This window comes from Hymenobacter monticola, from assembly GCF_022811645.1.
Taxonomy (GTDB): Bacteria; Bacteroidota; Bacteroidia; order Cytophagales; family Hymenobacteraceae; genus Hymenobacter; species Hymenobacter monticola.
Genome location: NZ_CP094534.1, coordinates 4,687,031 through 4,701,637, shown reverse-complemented (window position 1 = coordinate 4,701,637; position 14,607 = coordinate 4,687,031). Strand labels below are relative to the sequence as shown.

The window sequence follows — 14,607 nt, the reverse complement described above, 5'->3', positions numbered from 1 at the left end:
TTCGTCGGGCACACCTCAGGAGGCGGCGCTGATAATCCGGCGGGCGTCGATGTCGAAGCCGGCGTCCCTGAGACGGTCGGCCAGGCGGGTGGCCACTTCCTTCACGTGGTGCTGAAAGCTGAGGTAGAGCAGGCCGCCCGCGTCGGAGGGCACTTCCAGGTTGCCTTTTTTCAGAATAATGGTGTGGCGCCGGCCAACGGCGGCCATCAGCATGCCCATTTCCAGCACCACGTTCTGCCGGGCGCGGGGCCGCAGGGCTTCGGCGCCTTCCGCCTGCGCGTAGCCCAGGTCGTCGGGCGTGAGCAGCACGATGCCGCAGGCATGTTGGCCGCCTTGGCCGATGCGGGCCTCCAACGCCTCGATGATGGTGAGCCCGCCGCCGCTGGTGTTGGCCAGCACAAACGGCTCCAGCCCCAGCTTGTGCAGAATCAACTCCAACTGTTCGCGCGCAGGATGGTCGTGGCCGTGCACCACGAATATCTGGTTTCGGGACTGCGGGGGCACAGAAGCAGGTACCGCCGGTGTTGGCCGGGCATGCATGGCCGCGGTGGCCGTCCGCAGCTTTTCGGCCGCCGCCCGGTTGCCCTGAATCTGGACGGTTTTGGTGGAGGCGTACCACTGCACCGTGCCGCCGTCGGTGGTGCGGTAGCGCAGGCCTTGCGCAAAATCCTCCCAGGCGCCCCGCAAGCCCAGGGCGTCAATGGCTTGCCGAAACTCGGCCGCAGAACCTAAAAACTTGGTCATGAAAACGAAGGCTTGGTGGCCGATGCCGTGGCGGAATTAATTCAGGCCGTTGACCGAATCCAGCTTCGCCTCGTAGCCCTCGTCCACCAGCAGCCCTTTGCCGGTGGCACTTTGCACGGCCAGCACGTCGCAGCGCTCGTTTTCGGGGTGGCCGGCGTGGCCCTTTATCCAGTGGAAGGTGACCTTGCGCTGCTTGTACACGCGCAGGAAGCGGCGCCATAGGTCCTCGTTGGCCTTCTTGCCGAAGTCGGCCTTGGTGGCCCAGCCGAAAACCCACTTTTTTTCCACGGCGTCGACCACGTACTTGGAATCGGACACCACCCGGATGGGCAGCTCGGGCCGCGTCACGGCTTCGAGGCCCACGATGACGGCCAGCAGCTCCATGCGGTTGTTGGTGGTGAGGCGGTAGCCCTGGGTGAGCTCTTTTTCGTGGGGGCCGTAGCGCAGAATGGCGCCGTAGCCGCCGGGCCCGGGGTTGCCGCGCGCCGAGCCGTCGGTGAACAGGTGAATCATATTTGGTGCTTGGTGCTTGGTGCTTGGTGCTTGGTGCAGGCAAGTTCACTAGAACAAGCCAGGCACTAGGCACTCAGCACCAAGCACTAAAAATTGGTTTTAAACAGCTTGATGGCGATGGCCAGCAGAATCACGCCAAACACGCGGCGCAAAATGTCTTCGCCGCCTTTGCCGAGCTTGCGCTCTATCCAGGGGCTGGTTTTGAGCACCACGTACACAAAAATCAGGTTGAGCACAATGCCCACCAGCACGTTGGGCAGCGAGTAGGCGGCGCGCAGCGACAGCAGCGTGGTCATGGTGCCGGCGCCCACGATGAGCGGAAACGCCAGCGGCACAATGGAACCCGTGCTGCCCGACATATCGGACTTGAACAGCTCGATGCCGAGTATCATTTCGAGCCCAATGAGGAAGATGACCACCGCGCCGGCCAGGGCAAAGCTCTGGTTGTCGACGCCCAGCAGCCCGAGCAGGCTCTGGCCCACAAACAAAAACGTGACCATGAGGCAGCCCGCCACAAAAGTGGCCAGCTCGGCCTTGATTTCGCCCTCGCGCTGCCGAATCTGGATGATAATCGGGATGGAGCCGACGATGTCAATCACGGCAAACAGCGTGAGCGTGACGGACAGGATTTGCTGGAGGTTGAACACGGCGAAATATGAAGTTATTGTCATCCTGAGCGCAGCGAAGGACCTTATCACGTGTGCTAGATTTTACTGCAAACGTTCATCGGTGATAAGGTCCTTCGCTGCGCTCAGGATGACAGATGTTGTGCAACATAAATTCTCATTACCCCGGGTATTCCTTCGCGAAAAACTGCACCAGCGCCTCCATGGCCGCGTCGGGCACGGCGGGGAAGTTGGCGATGCGGATGGTGGTGTTTTTCAGGGGGCCGTAGCCGCTGCCGAGCTGCAGGCCGGCTTCCTTGGCTTTGGCCTTGATTTCTTCGATGAGCGCAGCGTCGCCCTGCAGGCCGATGACGGTGGTGGAGCGCGTTTCGGGGTTCGCAACGAAGGGCTTGAGCGGGGTGGCCTGGTCGAAGAAGGCGTAGAGCTTCTCGGCGCGGTCCACGAGGTGCTGGTGCACGGTTTTGATGGGCTCGCGGTCGGCCAGCACGCGGCTCATGAGGTAGATGCCGAGCACGTTGGGCGTGTAGTTGGTTTGGTAGTTCAGCATCTGGCTGAGCAGGGCGGGCAGGGCGTTGTAGTGGGCCCGGTCGTTCACGAGCTTGGCCTGGGCCACGGCGCGTGGCGAGAGCAGCATCACACCCAGGCCCGCTGGCAGCCCGAAGCACTTCTGCACCGAGCCAAACCAGATGTCGGCCTTGATGTATTTCAGGTTCAGGCCGGCCAGCGAACTGGTAGCGTCCACGGCCAGCAGGGCGCCGCCGAGGCGGTTGTAGAGGTTCAGAATGAAGCCTTCGCGTAGCTGGGTGGCGGTGCTGGTTTCGTTCTGGGTGATGCACACTAGGTCGGTGTCGTCGGGCCCAAACGGCAGCGAGGCCACGTCGGGCACTTCGTCGAGGCCGAAGCGCTGGCCGGTGCTGGACGGCCGCAGGGCCTTGGCGTACTTGTACCACTTCTCGCCGAAGTCGCCGTTGTAGAGGTGAAACGAGCGGCGCGGCGTCAGGCTCTGGGCCAGGATTTCCCAGCATTCGGTGGCCGACGAAGTGAACAGGACGGTGTAGTCCTGCGGCACGTTGAGCTTGGCCTTGAGGTCGTTCACGGTCTGGCGCACCAGGCCAATGACTTTTTCGGAGCGGTGCCCGGCCGAGAGCCAGTCCTGGTCAAAGGCATCGGTGAGGTACTGGCGCACGGCCGGATAAACGGCCGAAGGCCCGGGGTTGAAGGTATACATGGGGAGGGAAGTCGAAGGAGTGAGGGGGCGCCGCCGCCGCAAAGGTAGCGGCTACGCGAACCGCCGAAAGAAGGATTTCGGGCCCATTGAGCAGCTTCTTCAACGCCCTGCCAGCCGGTTTCATTGCTCCGGTTCGACGCCCCGGCCGTTTGGAGCCCCGCCAGCCCGTGCCGAAGCACGTGCCCGGGCTTCCGAAGCACCGCCAGGGGCTTCCGAACGCCCGCCCGCCGGTTCCGAACCACAAACCTTTGCTTCCGAACGCCCGCCAACGGCTTCCGAACCACAAACCTTGCTCGCCGAAGGTTCGCCAACCGCTTCCGAACCACAAACCTGCACGCCGAAGCGCCGCCCGGCGCTTCCGAATCACAAACCTTGCTGCCGAACAACAAACCTTCGCGCCGAACCACAAACCTTCCTGCCGAACCACAAACCTTCCTGCCGAAGCACAAACCTTCGTGCCGAACAACAAACCCGCGCTGCTACTGCCTCCTCACACCCGGAACCCCACGCGCTTGGGCTGCTGGTTCACAAACCACTGCACCGCCAGCCGGTAGCTTTCGAGCCCGAAGCCGCTGATGCTGCCCGCGCAGTGCCGCCCCAGCAGGCTTTTCTGGCGGAATTCCTCGCGGGCGTGCAGGTTGCTCAGGTGCACTTCCACCACGGGCGTGGCAATGGCGGCCACGGCATCGGCCAGCGCCACGCTGGTGTGGGTGTAGCCGCCGGCGTTGAGCACGATGCCGTGGTGCGTGAACCCCACTTCGTGCAGCTTGTCGATGAGCGCGCCCTCGTGGTTGCTCTGAAACTGCGTGAGCGTATGGTCGGGGAAGGCTTCTTCCAGCTCCGGAAAAAAGTCTTCGAACGAGCGGGTGCCGTAAATGCCGGGCTCCCGGCGGCCGAGCAGGTTGAGGTTGGGGCCGTTTATTATTAGAATGTCCATGTGGAGCCGCTGCGGGCAGGAGCGAAGTTTTACAATGAGAAAAATCAGGGCTGCACCACCACCCGGCGCGTGTAGCTGCTGGCCCCGGAAGTCACGCGCACCAGGTAGAGGCCGGGCGTGAGGCCGTGGAGGTCGAGCGTGGCGCCGGCGGTGGCAGCTGCGGCCGTCAAGGTGCGCGTCTGCATCACTTGGCCCAGTACCGACTGCACAGCTATCTGCACCGGCGCAGTGCCGGCCCCTGCCGCCAGGCGCAGGGTGAGCTGTGCGCGGGTGGGGTTGGGGTAGAGGGTCAGGCCCGCACCGTCGGCCTGGGCCTCGGCGGTGGCCAGACCGGAAGGCGCCAGAAAGCCGGCCGTGTTGTCGAGCAGGTTGTCGCTGCTGCCCTGCACGGCGTTCGAGCCCATGCCGCGGCGGGCAAACACCTGCCAAATCAGCGCTTGGTTGGCCCCGCCGAAGGTGGCGCGGTCGGCGGCCAAAATGGCATCGCGGGCGTCCAGGAAGCCGGGGCTGCAGGGCTGCAGCTTCAAGCCATCCATCACCAGCTGCATGGTTTTGTTGTTGCCGCCGGAGCCCGTGCTCAGGTTGGCGTCGTAGCCGTAGCGCTGAATCATGGCCCAGTTCAGGTCCCACAGCACCGAGCACCACACCAGGCCAATGTAGTGCGAATCGTAGGGGTAGTTAAAGTCGTCATAACCGTAGTTCACGTCGTTCACGGTGTGGCCGATGTAAGCATAAGTCGTGGCGTTCACCGCCATGTCGGTAGAGTAGGGGACCGGGCGGATGCCGGGGCCGGTGGTGGGCTGGCCCAGCACGTAGGTGCCGATGCCGCGGGCCGTGGTGCCTACGTCGCCGGGGCGGGTTGTCATCCACAGCTCAAAAAAGTCACTCCAGCCCTCGCCCATCTGTTCCTCGTTGTCGAGGCAGGCGGTGGCGCCGGCCGGTCCGCCGGTCAGGCGCGTGGTGATGCCGTGGGCGTACTCGTGGGCAATTATGCCGTTGTCGAAGCCGCCGTTGCGGTCGGGCGGCGCGGTGGTGCCTAGCAGCGAGGCGGTCACGGGCGTGCCCGCGCTCATGGCTGCTTTCAGGCGCTGCCCGTCGGTGCGGGTCACCATCACCAGCGGCACGCGCAGGCCCACCGTGTCGGCAGGGTCGATTTCGATGTGCGAGAGAAAATCGAGGCTGTGCACGAGCACCAAGGCCCGGGCGCCGGCCAGCTGGGCGCCGCGCAGCTTCTCGATGAAGTCGCAGTCGTAGTCAAAATCGGCCACGGCGATGTTGCCGCGCACCTGCGCCGCATTCACCCACGCCGGCTCACAGCCGCCGGTGGGGTTGAGGGAGCCGTCATCGGCCAGCACCAGCGCGCCCGTTATGGGGGTGGTGCGCGGCAGGGCCCGCCCGTTGGTGAGCGGCATGGCCGCGTAGCTGCCCGCCGCCGGGCCCGTGCCTGCCACCGTGAGGGCGTTGGGCAGCGCCTGCTGCCAGATGCCCAGCACGATGGCGGGGTAGGAGTTAGACGTCACGGCCCCGTCGGGCGTGGTATTGAAATAACCTTCGCTGTAAACTTCCCCAAGCTCGGCGTGGATGTAGTCGCCGCCCACGCCCAAGCCGGAGTAGTTGGTGGCCTGAAAATTCCCGCTGGCCTCCGTGAAGCCATAGCGCTGGCTCAGGTCGTGCATCAGGTTGGTCCAGTAAAACAGGTTGGTGAGGGCCGCCGGCTGATTGGCCTGGGCCGACAGCGCCGCATTATGCGGGAAGTCGAACTCCAGGTTAGCGCCGCCATCGGGTGAGAAGCCCGGCGTGACCACGTGCGTCCCAACTGGTGTGTACACGTGGGTGTTGTTGCCGCGGGCCGTGGTGTATTCCGCGCCGGCCGCGCCGTTGGTGTCGTGCCAGCCAAAAGGCGAGGCCACCGCATCGGCCGGGCTCACGGCCAGCGTGGAGACCCCATGCAGCGGGCTTTCCAGCGGCGAGGCGTATACCCGGTAGCCGTTGGCTACGGCAGGCTGCCACTGCGGCGCCACGGGGGCGGTAGTAGCCGGCCGGAAAGAGGCCGCACGTCCTTTCGGCTCCCGAATGACTTGGTTGCGGGCCTTAAGCACCCGGCCAGTGGCGGCATCCACCAATACCGTCCAGGCGTCGGGGCCCTGGGCGGGGCGCACCCGCACCTGCCAGGACTGCGCCAGCGTGCCATTAGGCAGGCGGCGGTACACCAGCTCGGCGGGTAGAGGGGCGCCTGCCGCCGGCTGGCGCAGGTGCTGCAGGGCCGCGTTACGGGCTGCTTCGGCGACCACCGCCGGCTGGGGCAACTTGGCAATGGCCGCCCGCAGGTCTTTCACAAAAAAGCCCGTGCGGCTCAGCAAGACTTGGTTAGGACGAAAGTGCAGGCCAACTTCGGTGCCCAGCACGTCGTGCCCGCCAATGCGCTGGACCAGAAACGCGTGGCTGAGGCCGTTGTGCGCGTCGGCGTAGGCGCCGGTCACGGCCAGGTCGGCGAGGTCGGCGGCACTCAGACCCAGGTCGTGGGCGTGGGCACGCACATATTCCACGGCCCGGGCGGCCTCGGGCGAAGTTGCGGTGGCCGGAACAGGGAAAGTAGGTTGAGCCGCTAAGGGGGCGCCGCCGGCCACTAGGGCCGCGCAAAGCAGGAAGCGGTGGGGGAAGGCAGCGCGGAAAATTGGTAGCATAAGCACTGATGCAGAAAAAAGATGAGGAAACGACGGGCAGATGATGTCTAACCTCGCCAGAAGGTTGGCCGGGCAACCTGCAAATTTGCCCCAACTTTTTGGTTCGCTCCCGGCTGCCGCAGCGGCACCGCCTACTTTTGCCCCATGACCTGGCCTCAAGCCCTGAAACAGTTCGACGGCTACCTGCGCCTCGAAAAATCCCTCTCGCCCAACTCCGTGGAGGCCTACGTGCGCGATGCCGCCAAGCTGCAGCAGTTTCTCGCAATGCAGAAGCTGCCCATCGGCCCACTGCAAGTCAGCACCGAGGTGCTGCGCGAGTTTCTGGCCACGCTGCAAGGGCTGGGCCTGGGCGCCACCTCGCAGGCCCGCACGCTATCGGGCCTCAAGGCCTTCTTCAGCTTCCTCATCATGGAAGACCTGCTGAAGCTCGACCCCACCGATACCCTGGAAGCCCCCAAAACCGGCCGCCACCTGCCCGACACCCTCAGCTACCCCGAAGTGGAGCAGTTGCTCGCCGCTATCGACTTAAGCACCGACGAGGGCCTGCGTGCCCGCGCCCTGCTGGAGGTGCTGTACTCCTCGGGCCTGCGCGTGAGCGAACTGTGCGACCTGCGCCTGAGCAACGTGTATGCTGACGAGGGCTTTATGAAAGTGGTGGGCAAGGGCAACAAGGAGCGCCTCGTGCCCGTCGGCCGCGAAGCCCTCAAGCACCTCAACTTCTACCTCAGCGGCGTGCGCGGCCACCTCGACCTCAAGCCCGGGGCCGAAGACTTCGTATTTCTGAGCCAGCGCGGCCGGCCGCTCTCGCGCATCACCGTCTTCACCACCCTCAAGAAGCTGGCCGAGCAGGCGGGCCTGCGCAAAACCATCAGCCCGCACACGTTGCGCCATTCCTTCGCCACCCACCTGATAGAAGGCGGCGCCGACCTGCGCGCCGTGCAGGAAATGCTGGGTCACGCCAGCATCACCACCACGGAGATTTATACGCATTTGGACCGTGACTTCCTGCGGCAGGTGATTACCGAGTTTCATCCGCGCAGCTAGGCAGGGGAGGAGGTAGGGCATGAAGAAGGTATGGGGAGGCGCCTCCCATACTTCTGACCCTCATACCCTCCTGCCCTCATACCCTAACTCCCGCCCGCCGTGCGTAAATTTGGCCTTTATGCCTCCTGAGAATGGCCGATAACCGCTATAAAAATCTTCCCGCCGGCCCGTCCGCCAACCGCGCCGCTGAGCCCCGGCCCAACCGGCGCAACGAGCCGCGCACCAACGGCCCGGCTCCCGAGCCCGCGCCAGCCCGCCCCGCCGAGCCCCGGCCCGCCGCAGCCAATGTGCCCAAAGCCGCCCGCCAAGCGCCGGCGCCCAAGCCCGCCCGGCCGCCCCGCGAGCCGCGCGGCCCGCTGCCCGGCGTAGGCGGCCTGCTGGAAATCCTGCGCGACCGCCGCTTCCACCTGTTCATCGGGTTCGGCTTGCTGCTGGCCAGCCTGTACCTGACCATTGCCTTCACCTCCTTCCTGTTCACCGGCCACGCCGACCAAAGCGTGGTGGCCGCCATGGGCACCATCCCCACGAAGGAGGCCGGGCAGGAATCGGGCAACTGGCTGGGCTTGCTCGGGGCCTGGGCCGCACAGCTGTTCATTTACAAGCTGTTTGGCGTGGCGGCGTATGCCCTCATTCCCATCGTGTTTTTCCTGGGAGCGAAGATTGTGTTCCGCACCGCCCGGGTGTCGGTGAGCTACGTGATGGCGCTGGGCTTCTTCACCATGGCCTGGCTGAGCGTGCTGCTGGGCTACGTGGTGGTCACGCTGGCCACGCCCGGGGCCGACCCAGTGCTGGCCCACCGCCTCGATTTCCTGTGCGGCGGCGTGGGCTTTGAAGCCGCCTCCTGGCTCGACAGCCTCATTGGCTGGGGCACGGTGCTGCTGCTGGCTTTTGCGCTGATTTCGTTCGTGGTGTTCTTCTTCAACGTCACCAGCCTCAACCTGGGCCGCTTCCGCAGCCTCAGCACCGAAGACGACCCCGAGGAAGACGCCGAGCTGGAAGCCGAAATAGCCGCCGAGCAAGCCGCCGCAGCCGCCCCCGTGGCCGCGCCGCCCGTGCCGCAAATGACCCTGAAAACCCGCCCTGCCCCAGCGGAAGCCGTAGCTGCCACGGCCGCCACGGTGTCGGCTGGTGGCGCTCAGGCCGCGGGCCCGGCCCTGCAGCTCAATAACGAGGAGCCGGAAGAAGCCCCCGCCGCGCAGGAGTTCGAACCCGCGCCGCGGATAGGCGCGGGCGTACCGCTAAGCGTGGCCAGTGCCGTGGTGGCGCCAGCCGTTTCGGCAGCAACTGCCGCTGCCACCACGGCCGCAACCGCCGCCAGCGCCGCCCTGCCGCTGGCTGTGAGTGGCCCGGCCTTCTCCATCGAAATGCCCTTGGCTGAGCCGGAGCCCGTCGTGGCCCCCGCCGCGCCGGTAGCCACCGTGCCTACGCCGCTCTCGCTGGCTGATTTGGCCGATGCCAACACGCCCCTGCCCGAAGCCAAGGCCCCGAGCCCCCCGGCCCCCCGGCCCCTGGAAATCACCGTGCCGGGTCGCGACGACCTCGACCCCAACGCCGGTGCCGACATTGCGGCCGTGGCTGATGAGGACGAAGACGCCGACGCCATGCCCCACGTCAACTACGACCCCACGCTGGACCTCTCGCGCTACCAATACCCCACGCTGGAACTGCTCAACGACTACGGCGTGGCCAAGGCCCAGGTAACCAAGGAAGAGTTGGAAGCCAATAAGGACCGCATCGTGGAAACGCTGGGCCACTACGGCATCGGCATCGCCAGCATCAAGGCCACCATCGGGCCCACGGTCACGCTCTATGAGATTGTGCCCGAGGTAGGTGTGCGCATCAGCAAAATCAAGAGCCTCGAAGACGATATCGCGCTGAGCCTGGCGGCGTTGGGTATCCGCATCATCGCGCCTATCCCGGGCAAGGGCACCATCGGCATCGAAGTGCCGAACACCAAGAAGGAGATGGTGAGCATCCGTTCGGTGCTGGGCTCGGAGAAGTTTGCGCGCTCGGAAATGGACCTGCCGGTGGCCTTTGGGCGCACCATCACCAACGAGGTGTTCGTGGCCGACTTGGCCAAGATGCCCCACTTGCTCATGGCCGGCGCCACGGGCCAGGGCAAGTCGGTGGGTTTGAACGTGATTCTGGCCTCGCTACTTTACAAGCGCCACCCCGCCCAGCTCAAGTTTGTGCTCGTCGACCCCAAGAAGGTGGAATTGAGCATCTTCAACAAGATTGAGCGCCACTTCCTGGCCAAGCTGCCCGACACGGAAGAGGCCATCATCACCGATACGAAGAAGGTGGTGAACACGCTCAACTCGCTGTGCATGGAGATGGACCGGCGCTACGACCTCCTGAAGGAAGCCGGCTGCCGCAACCTGAAGGAGTACAACGCCAAGTTCATCGAGCGCCGCCTCAACCCCAAGAAGGGCCACCGCTTCCTGCCCTTCATCGTGCTGGTAATCGACGAGCTGGCCGACCTGATGATGACGGCCGGCAAGGAAGTGGAAACGCCCATTGCGCGCCTCGCCCAGCTGGCCCGCGCCATCGGCATTCACCTCATCGTGGCCACCCAGCGCCCCTCGGTGAACGTGATTACCGGCATCATCAAGGCCAACTTCCCCTGCCGCATCTCTTTCAAGGTGACCAGCAAAATCGACTCGCGCACCATCCTCGACACCGGCGGGGCCGACCAGCTCATTGGCCAGGGCGATATGCTGTTCTCGGCCGGTTCCGACCTCATCCGGGTGCAATGCGCTTTCATCGACACGCCCGAGGTGGACCGCGTCTGCGACTACATCGGTGAGCAGCAGGGCTATAATGACGCCTACCTGCTGCCCGAAGTGGCCGGCGCCGACGGCGACGGCGGTGGCAACGAGGAAATGGACCCCTCCGAGCGCGACACCATGTTCGAGGAAGCCGCCCGCTGCATCGTATTGCACCAGCAGGGCAGCACCTCGCTGCTGCAGCGCAAGCTGAAACTGGGCTACAACCGCGCCGGCCGCCTCATCGACCAGCTTCAGCACGCCGGCATTGTGGGGCCGTTCGAGGGCAGCAAGGCCCGCGACGTGCTCATTCCCGACGAGTACCAACTGGAGCAGCTGCTCAATTCAATGAAGTAGAACGTGTACCCCGAAGCTCCGGCTTCGGCCCGCCCGAACATCCGTTCAACGGGCCGAAGCCGGAGCTTCGGGGTACACGTTCTGACAGCTTTTTTGGCTTCATTCTTACTTGCGTGGCATTTTGGCCGGACGTTTGTAATACCAAATCCGTATAGGCTGTCCAAGTCCCGCACTAGCGCTTTTGAACCTCTCTTTTCTAATGAAAAAATCAATTTCCTTCTTGCTGCTCGCCGTTTCGCTGGCTCTGCCTGCCGCCGCGCAGCAAGACCCCAAAGCTGGTAAAATCCTCGACCAGATGAGCGCCAAATACCAGGCCTTAAAAGCATTTCAGGCCACTTTCAGCCAGACGCTGGAAAACCCCAGCGCCAAAGTGAAGCAGAACCTCAACGGCGACATTGTGGTGAGCGGCCAGAAGTTCCGCCTCAAAATCAGCGGCCAGGAAGTCATCAACGACGGCAAAACCACCTGGACTTACCTAAAGAACGAAAACGAGGTAAACATTTCCGATTCGGACCCGGATTCGCAGGATATGTCGCCTTCCCAGATTTATACGATGTACAAAAAGGGCTACAAGTACACCTACGTGCAGCAGGTGACTGAAGGCGGCGAGCCCCTCGATGTGATTGAGCTGGCGCCGGAAAACCGCCAGAATGACGTGTTTAAAGTGCGCCTGAAGGTGCGCAAAAAGGACGCTTCGGTGAAAAGCTGGCAGATGTTTAAAAAGAACGGCAACCAGTACACCTTCCTCATCAAAAACTTCAAGCCCAACCCACCCGTCGATGCCGGCACCTTTGCCTTCGACAAGGCCAAGTACAAAGGCGTGAAAGTGGTGGACCTGCGGTAGTAAACCCTTGTCATCCTGCGCAAAGCGAAGGACCTTATCCGGTTAGAACGTATCGTTCGAGCAGGGTAAGGTCTTTCGCTTTGCGCAGGATGACAAGCGGGGTAGTATTTTGCCGGCCATGAAAGAAGATTTCCTCCATTACGTGTGGCAGCACCAGTATTTTGACAAAGCTGACCTGCGCACGGCCGGAGGCGAGGAAATTCAGGTGCTGCGCCCCGGCCAGCGTAACGCCGACGCCGGCCCGGATTTTCTGAACGCCCGCCTGCGCATTGGCGAAGTAGAATGGAACGGCGCGGTGGAAATCCACCTCCGCGCCTCCGACTGGAACCGCCACCATCATCAAATCGACCCCAAGTACGACCAGGTGATTTTGCACGTGGTGGGCGCGCACGATGCCGATGTGGCCCGAACGAACGGCAGCCTGATTCCCGCTTTGGCCCTGCAAACGCGGCTGGCGCCTGAACTGCTGGCCCGCTACACCTCCTTGGTGGAGGCCCCGGCGGCGGCCCCATTGCCCTGCGCGCCGCTCCTGCACTTGGTGCCCGAAATCACGAAAACCATGATGACCGAGCGCGCCCTGCTGGAGCGCGTGGAGCGCAAGGCCGATGCCATCATGGAGCTGCACCAAACCCTGGGGCAGGACTGGGAGGCCACCGCCTACCACGCCCTGATGGCCGCCTTTGGCTTCCAGAAGAACAACGAGCCGCTGGCCCGCCTGGCCAAAGCCCTGCCGCTGGCTGTGCTCCGCCGGCACCGGCACGACCGGCGCCAGCTCGAAGCCTTGTTGTTTGGGCAGGCCGGGTTTCTGGTTGAAAATGAGGAAACCAAGGCCGATGAATACATCCAGGACTTGAGGCAAGAACACGAGTTTCTGCGCCACAAGTACAACATGGGGGCAGCCGCGCTGGCCGTACACGAGTGGAATTACCTGCGGCTGCGGCCCGCCAATTTTCCGCCGGTGCGGCTGGGGCAGCTGGTGGGCTTGTTGCACGTGCGGCCGGCGTTGTTCGATGCCCTGCTCACGGCGCAAAGCGTGGCAGCGCTGGCTGAGTTTTTCCAGGCGCCGGCGCCCGCGTACTGGCGCACGCACTTTCGGCCCGGCCGGCCGGGCAAAGTGCCGGGCCTCGGCAAAGCCAGCATCGACCTGCTCATCACCAACGTGGTGGTGCCGCTGCGGGTGGCTTACGCCCGCTACGTCGGCAAGCCCGAAGTGGTGGAAAGCAGCGTGGCCCTGCTAAGCGAGCTGCCCGCCGAGCACAACCAGTTCACCGACGTGTACGATGCCCTGGGCTTTACGCACCGCACCGCCGCCGATTCGCAAGGCCTGTTGGCGCTGCACAAAACTTACTGCGCCCCCCGCCGCTGCCTGCACTGCGCCATCGGCAGCCGTCTGGTGCAACAACCCCGCCTTCCCCGATGAAAATACTGTTTGCTGTTTTACTGAACGCCGCTTTGCTGGCGGTTTTGCTGCCGTGGCTGCGCCGCCAATGGCGCTGGGCAGGCAGTGGAAGGTGGCAGTTGGTGTTTGGCGCGGGCCTGGCGTTGCGCGTCGGCCTGGGGCTCATACGCTGCTGGCACCTGCAGGGCGATGCCCGGTTCATGAGCTTCGTGGGGCACACGGTGGCCCGCCGGATATGGCGCCATCCGGACAGAACGTGGGACATTCTGACCCGGGCCGTCACGGTGTTCCCCAAAGACAAAGCCGCTTATGACTTTGTCTTCCAGAACACCTCGAACACGTGGATTCTGATGAAAATCCTGGGTGTGCTGAACTTGGCCTCCTTGCAGTCGGACTGGATAAATGCGCTGTACTTGAGCTTATTCGTCTTCGTGGGATGCTGGCAGCTGGTCCGGGTGTTTGCCGAAGCGTTTCCGGATGCACCGGCGGGCGCTGCTGCGGTTGGATTTCTATTTTGGCCCACCACGTGCTTCTGGGCCACGGGCATTAGCAAAGAGTCGGTGCTCCTGGGAAGTGGCGCTTGGCTTACGGCCAAAGTGGTGGCCTACTGCTACGCTCCCCCGGCGGCCAACGCCCAGCCGTGGGGCCCCCACGTGCGGTGGTGGCTGGGTGCGCTCGGGCTGGCACTCATGCACTTCAGCATGCGGTATTTCTTCGCCGTGCCGCTGCTTGGGGTGCTGGCCGGCGTGGCCCTGGGGCGGTGGCTGGAGCTGTACACACCGGTTCGCGGCCGCTGGGGGCAGGCCCTGGCCATGGCCCTGGTGCTGGGCACGGGCGCGTGGCTGGCCCCGCAGCTGAGCGTGGCCTTTAGCATCAATAAGTTTACCAACCAGGTCATCACGGTTTACACTTTCGAGTTGGCGCATGCCATCGGGCGGCCCCACTTCGAGTACGCCGACCTGCGGCCCACCCTCGAAAGTTTTGCCGCCCATGCTCCGCTGGCCGCCGTCAACGTCATCACGCGGCCGTGGCTGGGCGAGTCGTGGCGGCCCCTGTACGTGGCTGCGGCCCTCGAAAACACCGCGGTGCTGGCCCTGCTGGCCGTGGCGGCCTGGGCCGCGTGGCGGAAAAAAGGGGGGCATCTGCCTTTCGGATTGGGGCTGGGGCTGGCCGTTTTCTGCCTTATCCTGGCCATTCTCATGGGACTTACTACCCCCAACCTGGGCTCACTCAACCGCTACCGGTGCGAGCTATTGCCGTTTCTGCTGCTGCTGCTGCTGCAAAACGACTACGCGGCGCGGGGCCTGCGCTGGTTAAAAAGAAACGGCTAGAAACCTTTGTTTGGGCACCCAGGCCGCGCCAGGCGCCCAAAACGCCTCATGCAACAAGGTGCGTACCTTTGTGCTCCCGGCCGCGCGGGCTTTCTGCCCGCTGCAGGCCGGCCGTTCTCTTTACTTGCCTCTCCT

11 protein-coding genes are annotated in these 14,607 nt (G+C 64.1%); 5 read left to right on the top strand and 6 right to left on the bottom strand.

Features of this window, described 5'->3' with window-relative positions; all coding sequences use genetic code 11:
• Window positions 1-15: 15 nt before the first annotated feature.
• The 6 genes from MTP16_RS19670 to MTP16_RS19645 form a co-directional block, all read right to left on the bottom strand.
• Window positions 16-744 carry a TIR domain-containing protein gene (locus MTP16_RS19670; protein WP_243513029.1) on the bottom strand — a complete coding sequence of 243 codons (729 nt, stop codon included), beginning with the start codon at window positions 742-744 and terminating at the stop codon, window positions 16-18.
• Window positions 745-780: 36 nt separating this feature from the next.
• Complete coding sequence (gene rnhA, locus MTP16_RS19665; RefSeq protein WP_243513028.1) at window positions 781-1,257, bottom strand: ribonuclease HI; 477 nt, start codon at window positions 1,255-1,257, stop codon at window positions 781-783.
• Window positions 1,258-1,343: 86 nt separating this feature from the next.
• The gene (locus tag MTP16_RS19660; protein WP_243520096.1) at window positions 1,344-1,904 is read right to left on the bottom strand and encodes a MarC family protein; all 561 of its coding nucleotides are present in this window, start codon (window positions 1,902-1,904) and stop codon (window positions 1,344-1,346) included.
• Window positions 1,905-2,043: 139 nt separating this feature from the next.
• Window positions 2,044-3,111: an aminotransferase class V-fold PLP-dependent enzyme gene (locus MTP16_RS19655; protein ID WP_243513027.1), complete on the bottom strand. Its 1,068-nt coding sequence runs from the start codon at window positions 3,109-3,111 to the stop codon at window positions 2,044-2,046.
• A gap of 490 nt (window positions 3,112-3,601) precedes the next feature.
• Window positions 3,602-4,048 (bottom strand): type II 3-dehydroquinate dehydratase, encoded by a 447-nt coding sequence (gene aroQ / locus MTP16_RS19650; RefSeq protein WP_243513026.1) that lies wholly within the window; start codon window positions 4,046-4,048, stop codon window positions 3,602-3,604.
• A gap of 44 nt (window positions 4,049-4,092) precedes the next feature.
• Window positions 4,093-6,732 carry a M36 family metallopeptidase gene (locus tag MTP16_RS19645; protein WP_243513025.1) on the bottom strand — a complete coding sequence of 880 codons (2,640 nt, stop codon included), beginning with the start codon at window positions 6,730-6,732 and terminating at the stop codon, window positions 4,093-4,095.
• A gap of 144 nt (window positions 6,733-6,876) precedes the next feature.
• Here MTP16_RS19645 and xerD point away from each other — a divergent pair, with 144 nt between their 5' ends.
• From xerD to MTP16_RS19620, 5 genes are all read left to right on the top strand, one after another.
• On the top strand, window positions 6,877-7,776 hold the full coding sequence (xerD, locus tag MTP16_RS19640; RefSeq protein ID WP_243513024.1) for a site-specific tyrosine recombinase XerD: 900 nt from the start codon (window positions 6,877-6,879) through the stop codon (window positions 7,774-7,776).
• A gap of 131 nt (window positions 7,777-7,907) precedes the next feature.
• A complete protein-coding gene (locus MTP16_RS19635; RefSeq protein ID WP_243513023.1) occupies window positions 7,908-10,898 on the top strand; it encodes an FtsK/SpoIIIE family DNA translocase in 2,991 nt (996 codons plus the stop codon).
• A gap of 199 nt (window positions 10,899-11,097) precedes the next feature.
• Window positions 11,098-11,742: a LolA family protein gene (locus MTP16_RS19630; protein WP_243513022.1), complete on the top strand. Its 645-nt coding sequence runs from the start codon at window positions 11,098-11,100 to the stop codon at window positions 11,740-11,742.
• 118 nt (window positions 11,743-11,860) lie between these two features.
• The gene (locus MTP16_RS19625; RefSeq protein WP_243513020.1) at window positions 11,861-13,162 is read left to right on the top strand and encodes a DUF2851 family protein; all 1,302 of its coding nucleotides are present in this window, start codon (window positions 11,861-11,863) and stop codon (window positions 13,160-13,162) included.
• On the top strand, window positions 13,159-14,472 hold the full coding sequence (locus MTP16_RS19620; protein ID WP_243513018.1) for a hypothetical protein: 1,314 nt from the start codon (window positions 13,159-13,161) through the stop codon (window positions 14,470-14,472). The genes MTP16_RS19625 and MTP16_RS19620 overlap by 4 nt, the downstream gene beginning before the upstream one ends.
• Window positions 14,473-14,607: the final 135 nt, after the last annotated feature.

Bases quoted from the DNA above. Each gene is read 5' to 3' on its own strand.
- MTP16_RS19670 (WP_243513029.1), bottom strand. From the start codon at position 744: ATGACCAAGTTTTTAGGTTCTGCGGCCGAGTTTCGGCAAGCCATTGAC.
- rnhA (WP_243513028.1), bottom strand. From the start codon at position 1,257: ATGATTCACCTGTTCACCGACGGCTCGGCGCGCGGCAACCCCGGGCCC.
- MTP16_RS19655 (WP_243513027.1), bottom strand. From the start codon at position 3,111: ATGTATACCTTCAACCCCGGGCCTTCGGCCGTTTATCCGGCCGTGCGC.
- aroQ (WP_243513026.1), bottom strand. From the start codon at position 4,048: ATGGACATTCTAATAATAAACGGCCCCAACCTCAACCTGCTCGGCCGC.
- MTP16_RS19645 (WP_243513025.1), bottom strand. From the start codon at position 6,732: ATGCTACCAATTTTCCGCGCTGCCTTCCCCCACCGCTTCCTGCTTTGC.
- xerD (WP_243513024.1), top strand. From the start codon at position 6,877: ATGACCTGGCCTCAAGCCCTGAAACAGTTCGACGGCTACCTGCGCCTC.
- MTP16_RS19635 (WP_243513023.1), top strand. From the start codon at position 7,908: ATGGCCGATAACCGCTATAAAAATCTTCCCGCCGGCCCGTCCGCCAAC.
- MTP16_RS19630 (WP_243513022.1), top strand. From the start codon at position 11,098: ATGAAAAAATCAATTTCCTTCTTGCTGCTCGCCGTTTCGCTGGCTCTG.
- MTP16_RS19625 (WP_243513020.1), top strand. From the start codon at position 11,861: ATGAAAGAAGATTTCCTCCATTACGTGTGGCAGCACCAGTATTTTGAC.
- MTP16_RS19620 (WP_243513018.1), top strand. From the start codon at position 13,159: ATGAAAATACTGTTTGCTGTTTTACTGAACGCCGCTTTGCTGGCGGTT.